Source organism: uncultured Clostridium sp. (assembly GCF_910588715.1).
In the GTDB taxonomy this organism is placed as follows: Bacteria; Bacillota; Clostridia; order Clostridiales; family Clostridiaceae; genus Clostridium.
Map to the genome: position 1 here is coordinate 93,137 of NZ_CAJURG010000001.1, position 15,891 is coordinate 109,027.

Below are 15,891 nucleotides of genomic sequence, written 5' to 3' on the forward strand. Positions count from 1 at the left end.
ATGTTTTATATTTTTAAATTAGGATATAATATATAATGTATATTTTAAATTTTTAAAAAACTAAGTATTTTTATTAAAATTTTAAATAAATAGTATGATAAATTTATTGTTTTATGACGTGAAAGATAAAATATACAAAAAATATGTTGCTAGTATATAAAGCTTATGATATACTAACCTAGGTAAATAAATACGCACACAATCCAATTTATAAAGTTGGTGCTTAAAAATTTAAGTAGCTTTATAGGAATGAAGATTGTGGAGGAAAAACCAGGAGGTAACAAAATGTCAGTAATATCAATGAAACAATTATTAGAAGCAGGCGTTCACTTTGGACACCAAACAAGAAGATGGAACCCTAAGATGGCTCCATATATATTCACAGAAAGAAACGGAATATATATAATAGATCTTCAAAAGACAGTTAAGAAGGTAGAAGAAGCTTATAACTTCATCAGAGAAGTATCAACAGAAGGAAAAGACATTCTTTTCGTTGGAACTAAGAAGCAAGCTCAAGAAGCTATCCAAGAAGAAGCTGTAAGATCAAACATGCACTTTGTAAACAACAGATGGTTAGGTGGTATGTTAACTAACTTCAAAACTATCAAAACTAGAATTAAGAGATTAGAAGAATTACAACAAATGGAACAAGATGGAACATTTGATGTTTTACCTAAGAAAGAAGTAATTAAGCTTAAAGGCGAAATGGAAAAATTACAAACTAACCTTGGTGGAATCACTAATTTAGATGTTAACAACATAGGAGCTATGTTTGTAGTTGACCCAAGAAAAGAAAAGAACGCTATATCAGAAGCTAAAATATTAGGAATTCCAGTAGTAGCTATAGTTGATACTAACTGTGATCCAGAAGAAGTTGATTATGTAATTCCAGGAAATGATGATGCAATAAGAGCTGTTAAATTAATAACTGCTAAATTAGCTGATGGAATCATCGAAGGAAGACAAGGCGAACAATTAGCTGAATAGTAATTTTAAGAGGTAGGTGAGGGAAACTTCATTTACCTTTTAACCTAAAATATGGTTTACATTTAATGTTAAGGAGGAATTTAATAATGATAACTGCTAAATCAGTTAAAGAATTAAGAGAAATGACTGGTGCAGGAATGATGGACTGCAAAAAGGCATTAGTTGAAACAGAAGGAAACATAGAAAAAGCTGTTGAATTTTTAAGAGAAAAGGGATTAGCTGCTGCTGCTAAAAAAGCAGGAAGAGTTGCTGCTGAAGGTATAGTTAAGACTTTCGTTTCAGCTGATAAGAAAACTGCTGCTATGGTAGAAGTTAACTGTGAAACTGACTTCGTTGCTGCTAATGAAGAATTCGTTTCATTTGCAACAAAGGTTGCAGAAATGGCTGCTAACACTTCAGCTACAACTGTTGAAGAATTAGTTGCTGAAAAATTTGATGGTGAATCTACTGTAACTGAAGCTTTAACAGCTTTAATCGCAAAATTAGGCGAAAACATGACAGTAAGAAGATTTGTTAAATTCAACATAGAAAACGGAGCTATTGCTAGCTATATCCACGGTGGCGGGAGAATTGGAGTTATGGTTGAAGTTGCTAGTGAATCTACAGACATAGCTGTATTAGAAGAAGTTGCTAAAGAAGTTTGTATGCAAGTTGCTGCTGCAAATCCTTTATTCTTAAGCAGAGAGCAAGTAGATAACGAAGCTTTAGAAAAAGAAAAAGAAATCTACAGAGTTCAAGCATTAAATGAAGGAAAACCAGAAAATATCGTTGAAAAAATGGTAATGGGAAGAATTCAAAAGTACTACAAAGAAGTTTGTCTTTTAGATCAAGCATGGGTTAAAGATGGAGATAAGTCAATATCTAAATTCTTAGAAGAAAAATCTAAAGAAGTTGGTTCTCCAATAACTGTTACAAGATACGCTAGATTCGAAAGAGGAGAAGGTATCGAAAAAGTTGAAGAAGACTTCGCTGCAGAAGTTGCTAAGACTATGGGTATGTAATATTAAGAGAACACTTTAGTGTTCTCTTTTTTTAAAGAAAATACTACATATATACCAGGAGGGATTACAATGGCAAATATTGAATATAAGAGAGTAATGTTAAAAATATCAGGTGAAGCCTTATCAGGAACAAATGGATTTGGATTTGATTTTGATGTAGTTGGAAGAATTGCAAGAGAAGTTAAAACTCTAGTAGATATGAATGTTGAAGTAGGTTTAGTTGTAGGTGGCGGAAACATATGGAGAGGTAGAACTGGGGAAGGTATGGACAGAACTACAGCAGATCATATGGGCATGTTAGCTACTTGTATAAATGCATTAGCACTTCAAGATGCTTTAGAAGGTATAGGAGTTAAAACAAGAGTACAAACTGCTATAGAAATGAAAGAAATAGCAGAGCCTTTTATAAGAAGAAGAGCTGTTAGACATTTAGAAAAAGGAAGAGTTGTAATTTTTGGAGCAGGTTCAGGAAATCCATATTTCTCAACTGATACTGCAGCAGCATTAAGAGCAGCTGAAATTGAAGCAGATGTTATCTTACTTGCTAAAAATGTTGATGGTGTTTATGATAAAGACCCAAATAAGTTTGCAGATGCTAAAAAATATGATAAACTAACATATATGGAAGTTATTGAACAAGGATTACAAGTAATGGATACAACCGCTACTACATTATGTATGGATAATAATATTCCAATATTAGTTTTTGGTATTAGTGAAGAAGGAAATATCAAAAAGGTAATAGAAGGAGAAAAAATAGGTACAATAGTATCTAAATAATAGGGAGGATTATATGATAAAAGAATTATTAGGTACAGCAGAAACGAAAATGCAAAAAACAATTTCTGTTTTAACTTCAGATTTAACAACATTAAAAGCTGGTAGAGCTAATCCAAAGATGCTTGATAGAATACAAGTAGAAGCATATGGTGGATTATGTCCAATTGAACAAGTTGGTAATATATCTGCTCCAGAACCAAGAATGTTAGTTATAACTCCTTGGGATAAGTCATTATTAAAAGATATTGAAAAAGCAATTTTAAAATCTGACTTAGGAATTAACCCTTCTAATGATGGATCTATAATTAGATTATTAGTTCCTGAATTAACAGAAGAAACAAGAAAAAATCTTGTTAAAAATGTTAAAAAGTTAGGTGAAGATGCCAAAGTAGCAATTAGATCTATAAGAAGAGATGCTAATGAAAAGATTAAAGCATTAAAAAAGGATGGACATATTTCAGAAGATGAAGTTAAAAAAGGTGAAGAAGCTGTTCAAAAGAAAACAGATCAATTTGTTAAAGAAATAGATTCACTTGTTGTAGCTAAGGAAAAAGAAATTATGTCAATTTAAAACCTGCTATTTAGCAGGTTTTTTTCTTAATTAATTAAAAAAAGAAAAGTTTTAGGATATGGGTTTTATATTAGGTGAATTGGAGGTAAGATAGGGAAATGTTTAATTTTTTTAAAAGTAGTAAAATTAATGAAGAATTGAATTTAGAATTAGATGAAAAAAATATTCCTAAACATGTAGCAATAATCATGGATGGAAATGGAAGATGGGCAAAGCAAAGAAATATGCCAAGAACCATGGGACATAAAGCAGGAGTAGAAACTATTAGAAAAATAGTTAAGGAAGCTGATAGATTAGGAATAAAATTTATTACTTTATATGCATTTTCAACTGAGAATTGGAAAAGACCAAAAGATGAAGTTAATGCTTTAATGAAATTATTAGTTCAATATTTAAAAAGCGAAGTTAGTGAACTACATAAAAATGGAGTTGTATTACGAGTTTTAGGTGATATAAGTGAACTTCAAGATGAATGTAGAAAAGAAATTGAAGATTCCATAGAATTAACAAAAAATAATACTGGATTAGTATTAAATGTTGCTTTTAACTATGGAGGAAGAGATGAAATAGTAAGAGCTGTAAAAAATATAGTTACTGATATTGAAAATGGTAAAATAAATAAAGGAGATATTACAAAAGAAAGATTTTCAAATTATTTATATACAAATAATTGTCCAGATCCAGATTTAATAATAAGGCCATCAGGTGAACAAAGAATAAGTAATTTCTTATTATGGCAATGTGCATATTCAGAGTTTTGGTATTCAAATGTAAATTGGCCTGATTTTAGTGAAAAAGATTTACAACAAGCAATTTACGATTATCAAAGTAGAAATAGAAGATATGGTGGAGTTTAATTTAGGGGAGGTTAAATGAGTGAAATTAAATAGTAGGTATTTGGGGGCAGTTGTACTTGCTCCATTATTAATTTTTGTACTTTTAGGTGGTTTACCATTAAAATTATTTACTATAGCAATATCAGTATTTGGGTTATACGAATTTTATAACGCTTTAAAAACAAAGGAAATTAAAAGCATTCCGATAATTGGATATTTATTGTTGATTATTTATTATGTTCTTAATAACGATTTTGAAAAAATGATGTATGTTTTAATTATATCTATGGTAATTGCATTAATAATACCAATAATTGATTTAAAATATTCTTTTGTAGATGTAGCTATAACTTTTTTAGGGTTTATCTATGTAGTGATATTATTTAGCTTTATTCCTTTAGTTAATCAAAAAGTTGGTGGTCAATTTTTAGTATGGTTAATATTTATTGGATCATGGCTTTCTGATACAGTAGCTTATTATTTTGGTAGATTTTTTGGTAAACATAAACTTTGTCCTAAGGTAAGTCCTAAAAAGACAATAGAAGGATCAATTGGTGGATTCTTAGGTGCTACTATTGGATGCGGAATATTTGGAATAATAGTTAATTCATATGTTCCAGAAGTAAATATAATTCACTTCTTTTTAATAGGAGCCTTATGTGGAATAATGGGTCAATTTGGAGACTTAGTTGCGTCGTCTATTAAGAGATATGTTGGTTTAAAAGATTACAGCAATCTTATTCCAGGTCATGGGGGAATATTAGATAGATTTGATTCAATTTTATTTAATGCAGTAGTTGTTTTTTATTATTTAACATTTATAGTAGGAATTTAATAAAATTAAGAGTTGTATAATATTGAAATTTTTTTAATTTAATATTATACAACTTTTTTTATTATATAGAGGTATCTATTAATAATAATTGCTATTTTAGTAAAGATTATTTTATTACTTTTATAATTAAAATATATTCTAAATTAAAATATATTTTAATAAATTTAATAATGTATATATTGCTAAATTTATCAAAAAGGAGGAAAAATGAGGTTATATAATGGATATAAAAAACACTATCAATATCAAACATTATTAGATTTATTAGTTTTACTTTTAGTATTTGTAGTTATAACATTTGTAATAAAAAATTACTTTAAACCTTTCATGACAATTTTAGTTTTAATAATTGCATCAACTCCCGTATATGATATTATAAAAAAACTAATAAATAAAAAAGAAATTGCAGGAACATTAACTATTTTAATAATAAATATATTGTTATTTTGTTTTATATTTTATTTTGGAAATTCTATAATAGATTTAATAAAGAGTTTTTATTTTGAACATATAGATAAAATAAAAGATTTTATAGATAATATTAGTAAGGTTTTTAATATTGATATAAAAAAGCTTTTAACTAATAATTCACATAGTTTAACTTCTTTAACTTTTAAAAGTGGGCTTGCAATAACTGGGCAAAGCATTTTATCTTATACAATTGCAAATATTTGTGTATATTTTATTTTAGTGGATAAAAAATTAATTTTAAAATTATTAAATTGTTTATTACCTTATGATATTGTAGATACTATAAGAGTAAAAAAGAATAATTTGAGAGAAGTAGTAAAAATTGAATTAAAATTGGTAATTATATGTATTGTTATTACTATTATAGGATTTAAGATATTGAGAGTTCCTAGTTCTATATTTTTAGGAGTTGTGTGTGGTATATTAGATATATTACCATATGTAGGAACTATAATTGTATTTATTCCAATTATAATATACAATATAATAATGAAAGAATACTTGCTAGTAATTGGGTTAATAGCTTTATATTTATTATTACAAATAGTAAGAGAAATATTAGAACTTAAGTTTCTTAGTTCTAAATTAGATATTCATCCATTAGTAGTAATGCTTTCAATGTATATAGGTGCAGAAATATTTGGGATAATAGGATTATTAGTAGGGCCTATATACTGTTTAATTGCAAAAGATATAATATATGAAGGAACATTTTAGGAGGTATTAATGAAAAATATTTCAATTTTAGGGGCAACGGGTTCTATAGGAACTCAAACTCTAGATGTAATAAGAAACTCAAGTGAAAAAATTAATCTTATTGGAGTTAGTGCTAATTCATCAGTTAATAAGATTAAAGAAATAATAATTGAATTTAACCCAAAATACGTAGCTATGATGGATAAGGATTCAGCTAAAATTATAAGGGGATTTTGTAATGATAAATATCCTAATATACAAGTTTTTGATGGTATGGAAGGATTAATTAAAATTGCAAGTTTAGAAGAAATTGATACTGTTGTAACTTCTGTAGTTGGTATGATAGGATTAAAACCAACAATGGCAGCAATAGAAGCAAAAAAGGATATAGCTTTAGCAAATAAGGAAACATTAGTTGTTGCTGGTGAGCTTGTTATGAATAAAGCAAAAGAGAACAATGTAAAAATATTACCTGTAGATTCTGAACATAGTGCTATATTCCAAAGCTTAAGTGGATATAAAAATAAAGATATTAAAAAAATATTATTAACTGCATCTGGAGGACCATTTAGAGGAAAAACTATGAATGATTTAAAAGATGTAACAGTTAAGGAGGCGCTTAAACATCCTAAATGGAATATGGGACAAAAAATTTCCATAGATTCAGCAACATTAATGAATAAAGGGTTAGAAGTTATAGAAGCTCATTTCTTATTTGATTGTGACTATGATAATATTGAAGTTATAGTTCATCCACAAAGTATAATTCACTCTATGGTTGAATACAAAGATGCTAGTGTTATTGCTCAATTAGGATCACCAGATATGAGATTGCCTATTCAGTATGCATTAAATTATCCAGAAAGAAAAGAAATGATAGCAAATCCAGTTAATTTTTATGAGTTAGGAGCATTAACTTTTGAAAAACCTGATTTAGAAACATTTAAATGTTTAAAATTTGCATATGAAGCTGGTAAAATTGGAGGATTAGCACCTACTATATTAAATGGTGCAAATGAAGAGGCAGTAGCACTTTTATTAAAAGAAAAAATAAGATTTTTACAAGTGGCAGAAATAATAGAAGAGTGTATGCAAGAGTTTAAAGAAAATTATTATGATGAACTAACTTTAGATAATATTATAAATTTAGATAAAAAAGTTAGAGAATATATTAAAATGAAGTGGAGTTAGGGGTGATGTAATTGTATATAATAATGGCAATATTAGGTTTTAGCTTATTAATAATTGTTCATGAATTAGGACATTTTATTATGGCTAAGGTTAATGGAATAAAGGTAGAAGAGTTTTCAATTGGTATGGGACCAGAAATTTTTTCTAAGCAGGGTAAAGAAACTCAATATTCATTAAGGTTATTTCCTATTGGTGGATATGTAAAAATGCTTGGTGAAGAAGAAGCTAGCGATGATGAGAGGAGCTTTTCAAGTAAATCTCCAATAAGAAGAATTAGTGTCATAATAGCTGGTGTTACGATGAATGTTATATTTGCAATAATTGCATTTGCAATTATAATTAGTAATAGGGGGTATGCAGAACCAATAATAAGCAAACTGGCCGATAATTCTCCTGCTATAGAATCTGGATTAGAAGTTGGAGATAGGATATTAAGCATAGATGGTTCAAAAGTATTTACTACTACAGATGTTTCTCTTGGAATTCAAATGGCAAAAGGGGAGTCAGTAGATTTATTAGTAAATAGAAATGGAAATAAAAAAAATATTACTGTTACCCCAAGATTAGTTGAAGAAAATGGGAGTCAAATATATCAAATAGGATTTTATTATACACCTGTTGAAAATCCAAGTATAATTCAATCAATCAAAGAATCCTTCAATGAAACTATTTCATTAGTAACTCAAACTTATAAAAGTTTAGTAATGATGGTTACAGGAAAAGTAAACTTTAAAACTGATGTTGGTGGTCCTGTTACAATAATAAAAATGTCAACACAAGTTGCTAAAAGTGGTTTATTATCATTAACATATTTTTTAGGATTCCTTAGCATTAATTTAGCAGTGTTTAATTTATTACCTTTCCCAGCCTTAGATGGTGGATGGACAGTTATTTTATTAATTGAACTTATAACTAGAAGAAAGGTTCCAGACAAAGTAGTTGGAGCATTGAATTATGTAGGATTTATCGTATTAATAGGATTTATGATAATAGTAACATTAAAAGATATATTATTCCCTATTAGTTTATAGGAGTGGAAAAATGGAAAGAAAACTTACTAGAAAAGTTAAGGTTGGAAGTGTTTATGTTGGTGGAGATTCATCAGTTTCTATCCAATCTATGACAAATACAGATACAAGAAATGTAGAAGCTACATTAGATCAAATCAGAGTTCTTCATATAGCTGGATGTGAAATAATAAGATGTGCTGTACCTGATATGAAGGCAGCTGAAGCTATAAAAGAGATTTGTTTAGGATCTCCAATACCTGTAGTTGCAGATATACATTTTGATTATAGATTAGCGCTTAAGTGTATTGAAAATGGAATTAGTGCAATTAGAATTAACCCAGGGAATATTGGAAGTGTAGAGAGGGTAAAAGCTGTTACAGAAGCGTGCAAAGCTAAGAATATTCCAATAAGAATAGGAGTTAATTCTGGTTCATTAGAAAAGGATATATTAGAAAGAGATGGTAAGCCAACTGCTAAAGGACTTGTTGAATCAGCATTAAGACATGTTAAAATCCTAGAAGAACTAGATTTTCATGATATAGTTATTTCAATTAAGTCGTCTAACGTGCCTATGATGATAGAAGCTTATAGATTAATGAGCACTAAGTGTGATTATCCACTTCATTTAGGGGTTACAGAATCAGGAACTGTATTTAGAGGAACTATAAAATCTACGCTTGGAATAGGGACTTTATTAGCAGAAGGAATAGGAGATACCATAAGAGTATCATTAACAAGTGATCCTATAGAAGAAATTAAGGTTGCTAAAGAAATGTTAATTTCTTTAGGCTTAAGAAAGCAAGGCATGACATTTGTATCTTGCCCAACTTGTGGAAGAACGCAAATTAATCTTATAAAGATTGCTGAAGAAGTTGAAAAAAGACTTGAAAACTGTAATAAAAATATTAAAGTTGCAGTAATGGGATGTATTGTAAATGGTCCTGGAGAAGCAAGAGAAGCAGATATTGGTATTGCAGGTGGAAGAGGTGAAGGATTAATCTTTAAAAAAGGTGAAATAATTAAAAAGGTTAAGGAAGAAAACCTTATTGATGAATTAATGAAAGAAATAGAAAATTTATAGAAATATAAATATCTCTAATGATAATCTAATGATTAGGTTGTTTTTAGAGATATTTTTTTAAAGCTTAAAAATATGTTGACTTTTTAAGATAAATAAGTATATAATGACTTCAAGAAAACTAGTCCTTTAAAATTAATCCAGAGAGATTAAAAAGGTCGGAAATTGTACGACAGGTAAAGTTTTAGATACTATATTATTAATAGAATCTAATTTTAAGTAGTAACGACCTTTCTTTAATATAGAAAGGTCGTTTTTTTATTTAGGTGCTGGTTTTTAAATTTATGTTTAAGGAGATTTAAAAATGGAAGTAAATTTAGAAATGAATGAAAAGCTTATTAATGAGGATCATGATTATGCCTTAACCCATGTACATAGTAAAGATAAAAAGGGTCTTTTTTCAATGTTTGTTGTTATGCTTGGATTTACATTTTTTTCAGCTAGTATGTTAACTGGAGGAAATTTAGGGACAGGCTTATCATTAAAAGAGTTTTTTATAGCAGTTTTTTTAGGAAATTTAATTTTAGCTTGTTATACAGGATTGCTAGCATACATAGGGGCAGATACAGGGCTTTCAATGCATTTACTTGCTAGATATTCTTTTGGTGAAAAGGGCTCATACCTTGCATCTTTTGTAACTAGTATTACACAAATAGGATGGTTTGGCGTTGGAATAGCTATGTTTGCAATACCAGTAGCTAATAGATTTAATATAAATTTATATATATTAGTGGCAATAACAGGATTATTAATGACAGCAACAGCTTATTTTGGAATGAAGTCTTTAACAATATTAAGTGCAATAGCAGTACCTGCAATTGCAATATTAGGTAGTTCATCAGTATTAATTGCAACTAACTCTGTTGGTGGAGTTCAAGGATTAATAAATATACAGCCAACTAGCAAAATGGCATTAGTAACAGCAGTAACTTTATGTGTTGGTTCATTTATAAGTGGAGGAACAGCAACTCCAGACTTTGCTAGATTCTCAAAAAACAAAAAAGTAGCAGTAGGAACAACTGTAGTAGCGTTCTTTATAGGAAATTCTTTAATGTTTTTATTTGGAGCAGTTGGTGCAATGGTTACAGGAAATTCTGATATAGCAGATGTTATGTTTTCGCAAGGATTAGTAATACCAGCAATATTAGTTTTAGGTTTAAATATTTGGACAACAAATGATAATGCAATTTATACAGCAGGCCTTGGATTATCAAATATAACTAAGCTACCTAAAAAGCAAATGGTAGTTATAGGAGGGCTTATTGGAACAATTGGCGCAATATGGTTAAATAATAATTTTACAGCCTTTTTAACTTTTTTAAATTCAATGTTACCTCCAGTTGGTGGAATTATAATAGCTGATTATTTCTTTATAAAAGATAGAAAATATGATAATATTGAAAAGGCAGAGTTTAAAAGTGTAAATTGGATTGCAATAATAGCTTTTTTAGTAGGATTTATTGTTGCAAATGTTATAACAGTTGGAATTATAGCTGTAAATGCGATATTAACAACTATGGTAGTTTATGTAATAGGCACAAAAATAACTGATAAATAAGGTGAGGACAATATGTTAATTAAAAATGTAAGATTTTTAGGAAAAGAAGAATTATTTGATATAAGAATAGTAGATGGAAAATTTACGGAAATATCTAAAGGGTTAAAAATAATAGATAATGAAGAAGTTATAGAAGGAAATGGAGCTTTAGTTTCTGCTCCATTTATAGAACCACATATACATTTAGATACTACTTTAACAGCAGGAGAACCAGAATGGAACAAAAGTGGAACTCTTTTTGAAGGTATAGAAAGATGGTCTCAAAGAAAAGAATTTTTAACAAAAGAAGATGTTAAAGTTAGAGCTAAAAAAGCAATAGAATGGCAATTAGCAAATGGAATTCAATTTATAAGAACACATGTAGATGTTACTGATGAAAGCTTAGTTGCATTAAAAGCTATGATTGAAGTAAGAGAAGAAGTAAAAGATTATGTTACATTACAAATTGTAGCTTTTCCTCAAGAAGGAATACTTTCTTATCCTAATGGATTAGAACTAATAGAAGAAGCTATAAAATTAGGAGCAGATGTAATTGGAGCTATACCTCACTTTGAATTTACAAGAGAATATGGTGTAGAATCTATTAACAAAATATTTGAACTAGCTAAAAAATATGATGTATTAGTAGATGTTCATTGTGATGAAATTGATGATGAACAATCAAGATTTTTAGAAGTGGTTGCTACAAGGGCTTTAGAAACTGGACTTAAAAATAAGGTAACAGCAAGTCATACTACAGCAATGGGTTCATATAATGATGCATATACATATAAGTTATTTAGATTATTAAAGATGTCAGGAATAAATTTTGTTTCAAATCCTTTAGTTAATACTCACTTGCAAGGAAGATTTGATACATATCCTAAAAGAAGGGGTATTACAAGAGTTAAGGAATTAAATGAAGCTGGAATTAATGTTTCATTTGGTCATGATGATATATTTGATCCATGGTATCCAATGGGAACAGGAAATATGTTAGAAGTAGTTCATTTTGGATTACATGTATGTCAAATGATGGGCTATGACGATATAAATGAATCATTAAAGTTTATATCAACTAATAGTGCAAGAACTTTAAACATTGAAGATAAATATGGAATAGAAGTAGGCAAGCCGGGTAATTTAATATTATTAAATGCTGAAAGTGGTTATGATGCTGTTAGAAGAAGAGCAGAAGTTTTATACTCAATAAGGGAAGGAAGAATTATTGCTAAAACAGTGCCAAGTAAATCATTTATAAATGTAAATGAAGAAAAAGAAGTAACATTTAAAAGATAGTATAAAAATAGATGAGTTATTTAACTCATCTATTTTTTTTATATTTAAATTTAGGAAAACCATTTTTTATAATATTTTTAATTATTAAACATATATTTGTAATAAACTAAAATATTAAAAATGGAGTGATTATTTAAATGGATGATAATGTCCCGATATTAATTGTTGTTATTGCTATTCTTATAATTATGTCTGCTTATTTTTCAGCAACTGAAACAGCTTTTTCTAGTTTAAATAAGATTAAATTAAAAAATTTAGCTGTAAACGGAAGTAAGAGGGCAGAAAATACATTAAAACTTACTAAAAAATTTGATAGTATTCTTTCAACTATACTTATAGGAAATAATATTGTAAATATAGCTTCAGCATCAATAGCAACTATAGTTTTTACTGAATTTTTTGGAAATGCTGGTGTAACACTATCAACAATTGTTATGACTATAGTTGTATTAATATTTGGAGAAATATCTCCTAAAAGTTTAGCAAAAGAAAGTCCTGAAAAATTTGCAATGTTTTCTACACCAATATTAAAGGGATTATTAATTTTATTTACTCCACTTAATTTTTTGTTTGGATTATGGAAAAGAATAATTTCTAAAGTAATAAAGGTTGAAGAAATTTCAATAGAAGTGGAAGAGGAGTTATTAACTATTGTAGAAGAAGCTGAGATAAAGGGTGGAATTGATGAGCATGAAAGTAAATTAATACGCTCAGCAATAGAATTTAACGACTTAGATGCAGATCAAATATTAACGGCTAGAGTAGATTTAATTTCAATACCTAAGGAAGCTACAATAGAAGAGGTAAGAAAAGTATTTAAAGAAAATAAGTTTTCTAGAATTCCTGTTTATGAAAGTAATATAGATAATATAATTGGTGTTATACATGAAAAAGACTTTTATGATATATTAGATGAAAATAAAGATACTATTGATAGTATTATAAAACCAATAGTGTACGTAACTTCAAATACTAAAATTTCAGAGCTTTTAAAAAAGTTTCAGTATCTTAAAAATCACATGGCTGTAGTTATAGATGAATTTGGTGGTACTATGGGAATTATTACATTAGAAGATGTATTAGAGGAATTAGTAGGTGAGATTTGGGATGAGCATGATGAAATTGTTGAATATTTTAAAAGGTTAGATGAAAATAGATATTCTATTATATGTAGTGTTTCTCTTGCTGACTTTTTCGAAGAGTTTAGTATGAAGGAAGAAATAGATGATTTTGAAGTTCAAACTGTTAATGGATGGATTGTAAATGAGTTTGGATATTTACCAAAGATAGGAGAAAGTTTTTTATATAAGAATTTAAATATATATATTTCTAAGATTGAAGGAAGAAGAGTTAAAGAAATAATTGTGGAAAAGCTTATAAAAGAATAATATAATTAAATTTTATCAAGCAAATATAATTGATATAAAGATTTCAATTATATTTGCTTGAATTTTTTTTAATTATTTTTGCTTACAAAAAATTATGTTTTGATGTATTATATATAAGAAATAAATTTATATAGTGCTTACTATAATGATTGGAGTAAAAAATGAAAGTAAATATGTTTATGCCAAAGTATATGTTAACTTTTAAATGCATTGGTTCAAAGTGTGTAGATACTTGTTGTGCAGGTTGGGATATAAATATAGATGAAGATACATATAAAAAATATATTAATTGCACTGGGGAGCTTAAAGATTTAGTAAAAGATAAGTTTAAAGAAAATAAAAATAGTAATGATTATTTTAATAAGGGATTTATGATTTTAAAGGAGCATAATAAATGTCCATTTTTAAATGATGATTTACTATGTGATATACATGGAAATGTTGGAGAAGATAACTTATGCATTACATGTAAAAGATTTCCAATGGTATATAATATTGTAGATGATATATATGAAAAATCAGGATTAGCATCTTGTCCTGAGGTTTGCATAAAAGCATTTTTAAATAAGGATAAAATGGAGTTTATTGAAAGTAAAGAAAATTTAGATGAAAGTGCAATTGAAATAAGAAGAATAATTGATACTGAAGCTTTTGAAGGAAGTGATAGCTTACTTCAATATTTTTGGGATATAAGAATAAATTCTATAAATATAATACAAAATAGAAAATTTTCTATTGAAGAAAGATTAGGGATATTAAAGAGTTTTTATAATAAAATTGATGAGTATCATAATGAAAAAGATTTTGCAGCAATAGAGCAACTTTTAGAAGAATATAATGAAGGAAATATTGAATTTGATTCTTTAAAAATTTTAAATTTAAATGAAAGTAATGAATTTTATTTAAGTCTTTTAGATGAAAAGTTAGTAAAAAATATAAGAAGTGTTAGATTAAAAGAATGTATTAAAGAATATGAAAAAGAAATTTTAAAGATAGATGATATTGCAAAGTACATAAATGATGAAAAAAGTATATTAAAATTAATAGATGAATATTCTTATATTTTAGAAAACTATTTAGTAAATCAAATATTTAAAGATTTACTTCCATTTAATAAAGGAGAAAATTTGAATTTAAGTATAAATTTATTAATTAATACTTATAAGATAATAAAATCATATATAATTGGAATAGCTTTAAATAATAAAGGAGTAAATGAAGACTTAATTTTAAGAGTTATACAAAGCTTAAGCAAGGATATAGAGCATAATAAAGTATTTAAAAATTTATTAGAATCAGAAATATAAATAATGAAATGTGTTACTAAAATTAGATTTAACTGTTTAGTAACACATTTTTCTTAGCTTAAATTTGTTATAATATTTAATATATAAGATTAAAGGGGGTATGTGTAAATGAAATATGATTGTGGATTTGCTAGGGAAAATAAATGGTTTAGATATCGTGCAGCAGCTATTATTTATAAATAAATTAGAACAATATAAAGCATATCCAACATTTTTTAGAGAAAAATTAAAAAATATAAAAAACGAAATTGAGCATATTATTACTTATGAAAAATAAATTTTAATAGGAATCAGTACATTAAGGAGAGGATTATATGGAAAATTATAAGAGGATTGAAACTAAAAGATTAATATTAAGGGAATTTAGTCATGCAGATTTTAAAGATGTACATGCATATTCAAGTAATTTAGAAAATATAAAATATATGATATGGGGACCTAATAGTGAAGAAGATACAATTGAGTTTTTAGATGATTGTATTTCTAATATAGATGAAAAACCACGTACAAAATATAATTTTGCTATTACCTTAAAGGAAACTGGGAAAGTAATAGGAGGATGCAGTGTTTATTTAAATAATGAATTATATGAAGGAATGTTAGGATGGATAATTAATAAAAATTATTGGAAACAAGGATATATGACAGAAGTAGGAAAAGAATTAGTTAGATTTTCATTTGAAGGTTTGAAGTTACATAGATTGTATGCAACTTGTGATGCTGAAAATTATGGATCATATCGTGTTATGGAAAACTTAGGAATGAGAAGAGAAGGGCATATTGTAAAGAATAGAAAGTTTACAGGCTTTGAAGATGAATGGCATGATGAGTTATTTTATGGAATATTATATGAAGAATGGATTAAGAAAAATTAAGCTCACAAAGAGAAATAAAATTTATAGAA

16 protein-coding genes are annotated in these 15,891 nt (G+C 27.4%); all 16 read left to right on the forward strand.

The window, feature by feature from the left end; all coding sequences use genetic code 11:
* Positions 1–285: 285 nt before the first annotated feature.
* The 16 genes from rpsB to QZ321_RS00545 all read left to right on the forward strand — a co-directional run bounded on the left by rpsB (position 286) and on the right by QZ321_RS00545 (position 15,862).
* Positions 286–987, forward strand: a complete 702-nt coding sequence (rpsB, locus tag QZ321_RS00470) for a 30S ribosomal protein S2 (protein WP_133014184.1) — start codon at positions 286–288, stop codon at positions 985–987.
* Between the two features lie 86 nt (positions 988–1,073).
* Complete coding sequence (gene tsf / locus QZ321_RS00475; RefSeq protein WP_294195921.1) at positions 1,074–1,988, forward strand: translation elongation factor Ts; 915 nt, start codon at positions 1,074–1,076, stop codon at positions 1,986–1,988.
* Between the two features lie 69 nt (positions 1,989–2,057).
* Positions 2,058–2,768, forward strand: a complete 711-nt coding sequence (pyrH, locus tag QZ321_RS00480; protein WP_291749640.1) for a UMP kinase — start codon at positions 2,058–2,060, stop codon at positions 2,766–2,768.
* Positions 2,769–2,781: 13 nt separating this feature from the next.
* Complete coding sequence (gene frr, locus QZ321_RS00485) at positions 2,782–3,339, forward strand: ribosome recycling factor (RefSeq protein WP_291743695.1); 558 nt, start codon at positions 2,782–2,784, stop codon at positions 3,337–3,339.
* A 98-nt stretch (positions 3,340–3,437) separates the two neighbouring features.
* Positions 3,438–4,196, forward strand: coding sequence for an isoprenyl transferase (locus QZ321_RS00490; RefSeq protein WP_291743694.1), 759 nt, complete (start codon positions 3,438–3,440; stop codon positions 4,194–4,196).
* Between the two features lie 19 nt (positions 4,197–4,215).
* The gene (locus QZ321_RS00495; RefSeq protein ID WP_291743692.1) at positions 4,216–5,010 is read left to right on the forward strand and encodes a phosphatidate cytidylyltransferase; all 795 of its coding nucleotides are present in this window, start codon (positions 4,216–4,218) and stop codon (positions 5,008–5,010) included.
* 207 nt (positions 5,011–5,217) lie between these two features.
* On the forward strand, positions 5,218–6,198 hold the full coding sequence (locus tag QZ321_RS00500; protein WP_291749644.1) for an AI-2E family transporter: 981 nt from the start codon (positions 5,218–5,220) through the stop codon (positions 6,196–6,198).
* Between the two features lie 9 nt (positions 6,199–6,207).
* Positions 6,208–7,368: a 1-deoxy-D-xylulose-5-phosphate reductoisomerase gene (gene dxr / locus QZ321_RS00505; RefSeq protein WP_291749647.1), complete on the forward strand. Its 1,161-nt coding sequence runs from the start codon at positions 6,208–6,210 to the stop codon at positions 7,366–7,368.
* Positions 7,369–7,379: 11 nt separating this feature from the next.
* Positions 7,380–8,399, forward strand: coding sequence for an RIP metalloprotease RseP (gene rseP / locus QZ321_RS00510; RefSeq protein ID WP_291749650.1), 1,020 nt, complete (start codon positions 7,380–7,382; stop codon positions 8,397–8,399).
* Positions 8,400–8,409: 10 nt separating this feature from the next.
* Complete coding sequence (gene ispG / locus QZ321_RS00515; protein ID WP_294195927.1) at positions 8,410–9,459, forward strand: flavodoxin-dependent (E)-4-hydroxy-3-methylbut-2-enyl-diphosphate synthase; 1,050 nt, start codon at positions 8,410–8,412, stop codon at positions 9,457–9,459.
* A 319-nt stretch (positions 9,460–9,778) separates the two neighbouring features.
* The gene (gene codB / locus QZ321_RS00520) at positions 9,779–11,014 is read left to right on the forward strand and encodes a cytosine permease (RefSeq protein ID WP_291749697.1); all 1,236 of its coding nucleotides are present in this window, start codon (positions 9,779–9,781) and stop codon (positions 11,012–11,014) included.
* A gap of 12 nt (positions 11,015–11,026) precedes the next feature.
* Complete coding sequence (gene codA / locus QZ321_RS00525; RefSeq protein ID WP_291749656.1) at positions 11,027–12,292, forward strand: cytosine deaminase; 1,266 nt, start codon at positions 11,027–11,029, stop codon at positions 12,290–12,292.
* A 137-nt stretch (positions 12,293–12,429) separates the two neighbouring features.
* Positions 12,430–13,680, forward strand: a complete 1,251-nt coding sequence (locus tag QZ321_RS00530; protein ID WP_291749658.1) for a hemolysin family protein — start codon at positions 12,430–12,432, stop codon at positions 13,678–13,680.
* A gap of 161 nt (positions 13,681–13,841) precedes the next feature.
* Positions 13,842–14,987: a flagellin lysine-N-methylase gene (fliB, locus tag QZ321_RS00535; RefSeq protein WP_291749662.1), complete on the forward strand. Its 1,146-nt coding sequence runs from the start codon at positions 13,842–13,844 to the stop codon at positions 14,985–14,987.
* A gap of 115 nt (positions 14,988–15,102) precedes the next feature.
* Positions 15,103–15,264 carry a hypothetical protein gene (locus QZ321_RS00540; protein ID WP_294195934.1) on the forward strand — a complete coding sequence of 54 codons (162 nt, stop codon included), beginning with the start codon at positions 15,103–15,105 and terminating at the stop codon, positions 15,262–15,264.
* Between the two features lie 37 nt (positions 15,265–15,301).
* Entirely contained in the window at positions 15,302–15,862 is a 561-nt protein-coding gene (locus QZ321_RS00545; protein ID WP_291749665.1) for a GNAT family N-acetyltransferase, read from the forward strand.
* Positions 15,863–15,891: the final 29 nt, after the last annotated feature.

What these genes read in the sequence shown, in the direction of transcription:
- rpsB (WP_133014184.1), top strand. Translation starts at nt 286, where the DNA reads ATGTCAGTAATATCAATGAAACAATTATTAGAAGCAGGCGTTCACTTT.
- QZ321_RS00530 (WP_291749658.1), top strand. Translation starts at nt 12,430, where the DNA reads ATGGATGATAATGTCCCGATATTAATTGTTGTTATTGCTATTCTTATA.
- QZ321_RS00540 (WP_294195934.1), top strand. Translation starts at nt 15,103, where the DNA reads ATGATTGTGGATTTGCTAGGGAAAATAAATGGTTTAGATATCGTGCAG.
- codA (WP_291749656.1), top strand. Translation starts at nt 11,027, where the DNA reads ATGTTAATTAAAAATGTAAGATTTTTAGGAAAAGAAGAATTATTTGAT.
- QZ321_RS00490 (WP_291743694.1), top strand. Translation starts at nt 3,438, where the DNA reads ATGTTTAATTTTTTTAAAAGTAGTAAAATTAATGAAGAATTGAATTTA.
- dxr (WP_291749647.1), top strand. Translation starts at nt 6,208, where the DNA reads ATGAAAAATATTTCAATTTTAGGGGCAACGGGTTCTATAGGAACTCAA.
- pyrH (WP_291749640.1), top strand. Translation starts at nt 2,058, where the DNA reads ATGGCAAATATTGAATATAAGAGAGTAATGTTAAAAATATCAGGTGAA.
- QZ321_RS00545 (WP_291749665.1), top strand. Translation starts at nt 15,302, where the DNA reads ATGGAAAATTATAAGAGGATTGAAACTAAAAGATTAATATTAAGGGAA.
- frr (WP_291743695.1), top strand. Translation starts at nt 2,782, where the DNA reads ATGATAAAAGAATTATTAGGTACAGCAGAAACGAAAATGCAAAAAACA.
- fliB (WP_291749662.1), top strand. Translation starts at nt 13,842, where the DNA reads ATGAAAGTAAATATGTTTATGCCAAAGTATATGTTAACTTTTAAATGC.
- ispG (WP_294195927.1), top strand. Translation starts at nt 8,410, where the DNA reads ATGGAAAGAAAACTTACTAGAAAAGTTAAGGTTGGAAGTGTTTATGTT.
- tsf (WP_294195921.1), top strand. Translation starts at nt 1,074, where the DNA reads ATGATAACTGCTAAATCAGTTAAAGAATTAAGAGAAATGACTGGTGCA.
- QZ321_RS00500 (WP_291749644.1), top strand. Translation starts at nt 5,218, where the DNA reads ATGAGGTTATATAATGGATATAAAAAACACTATCAATATCAAACATTA.
- codB (WP_291749697.1), top strand. Translation starts at nt 9,779, where the DNA reads ATGAATGAAAAGCTTATTAATGAGGATCATGATTATGCCTTAACCCAT.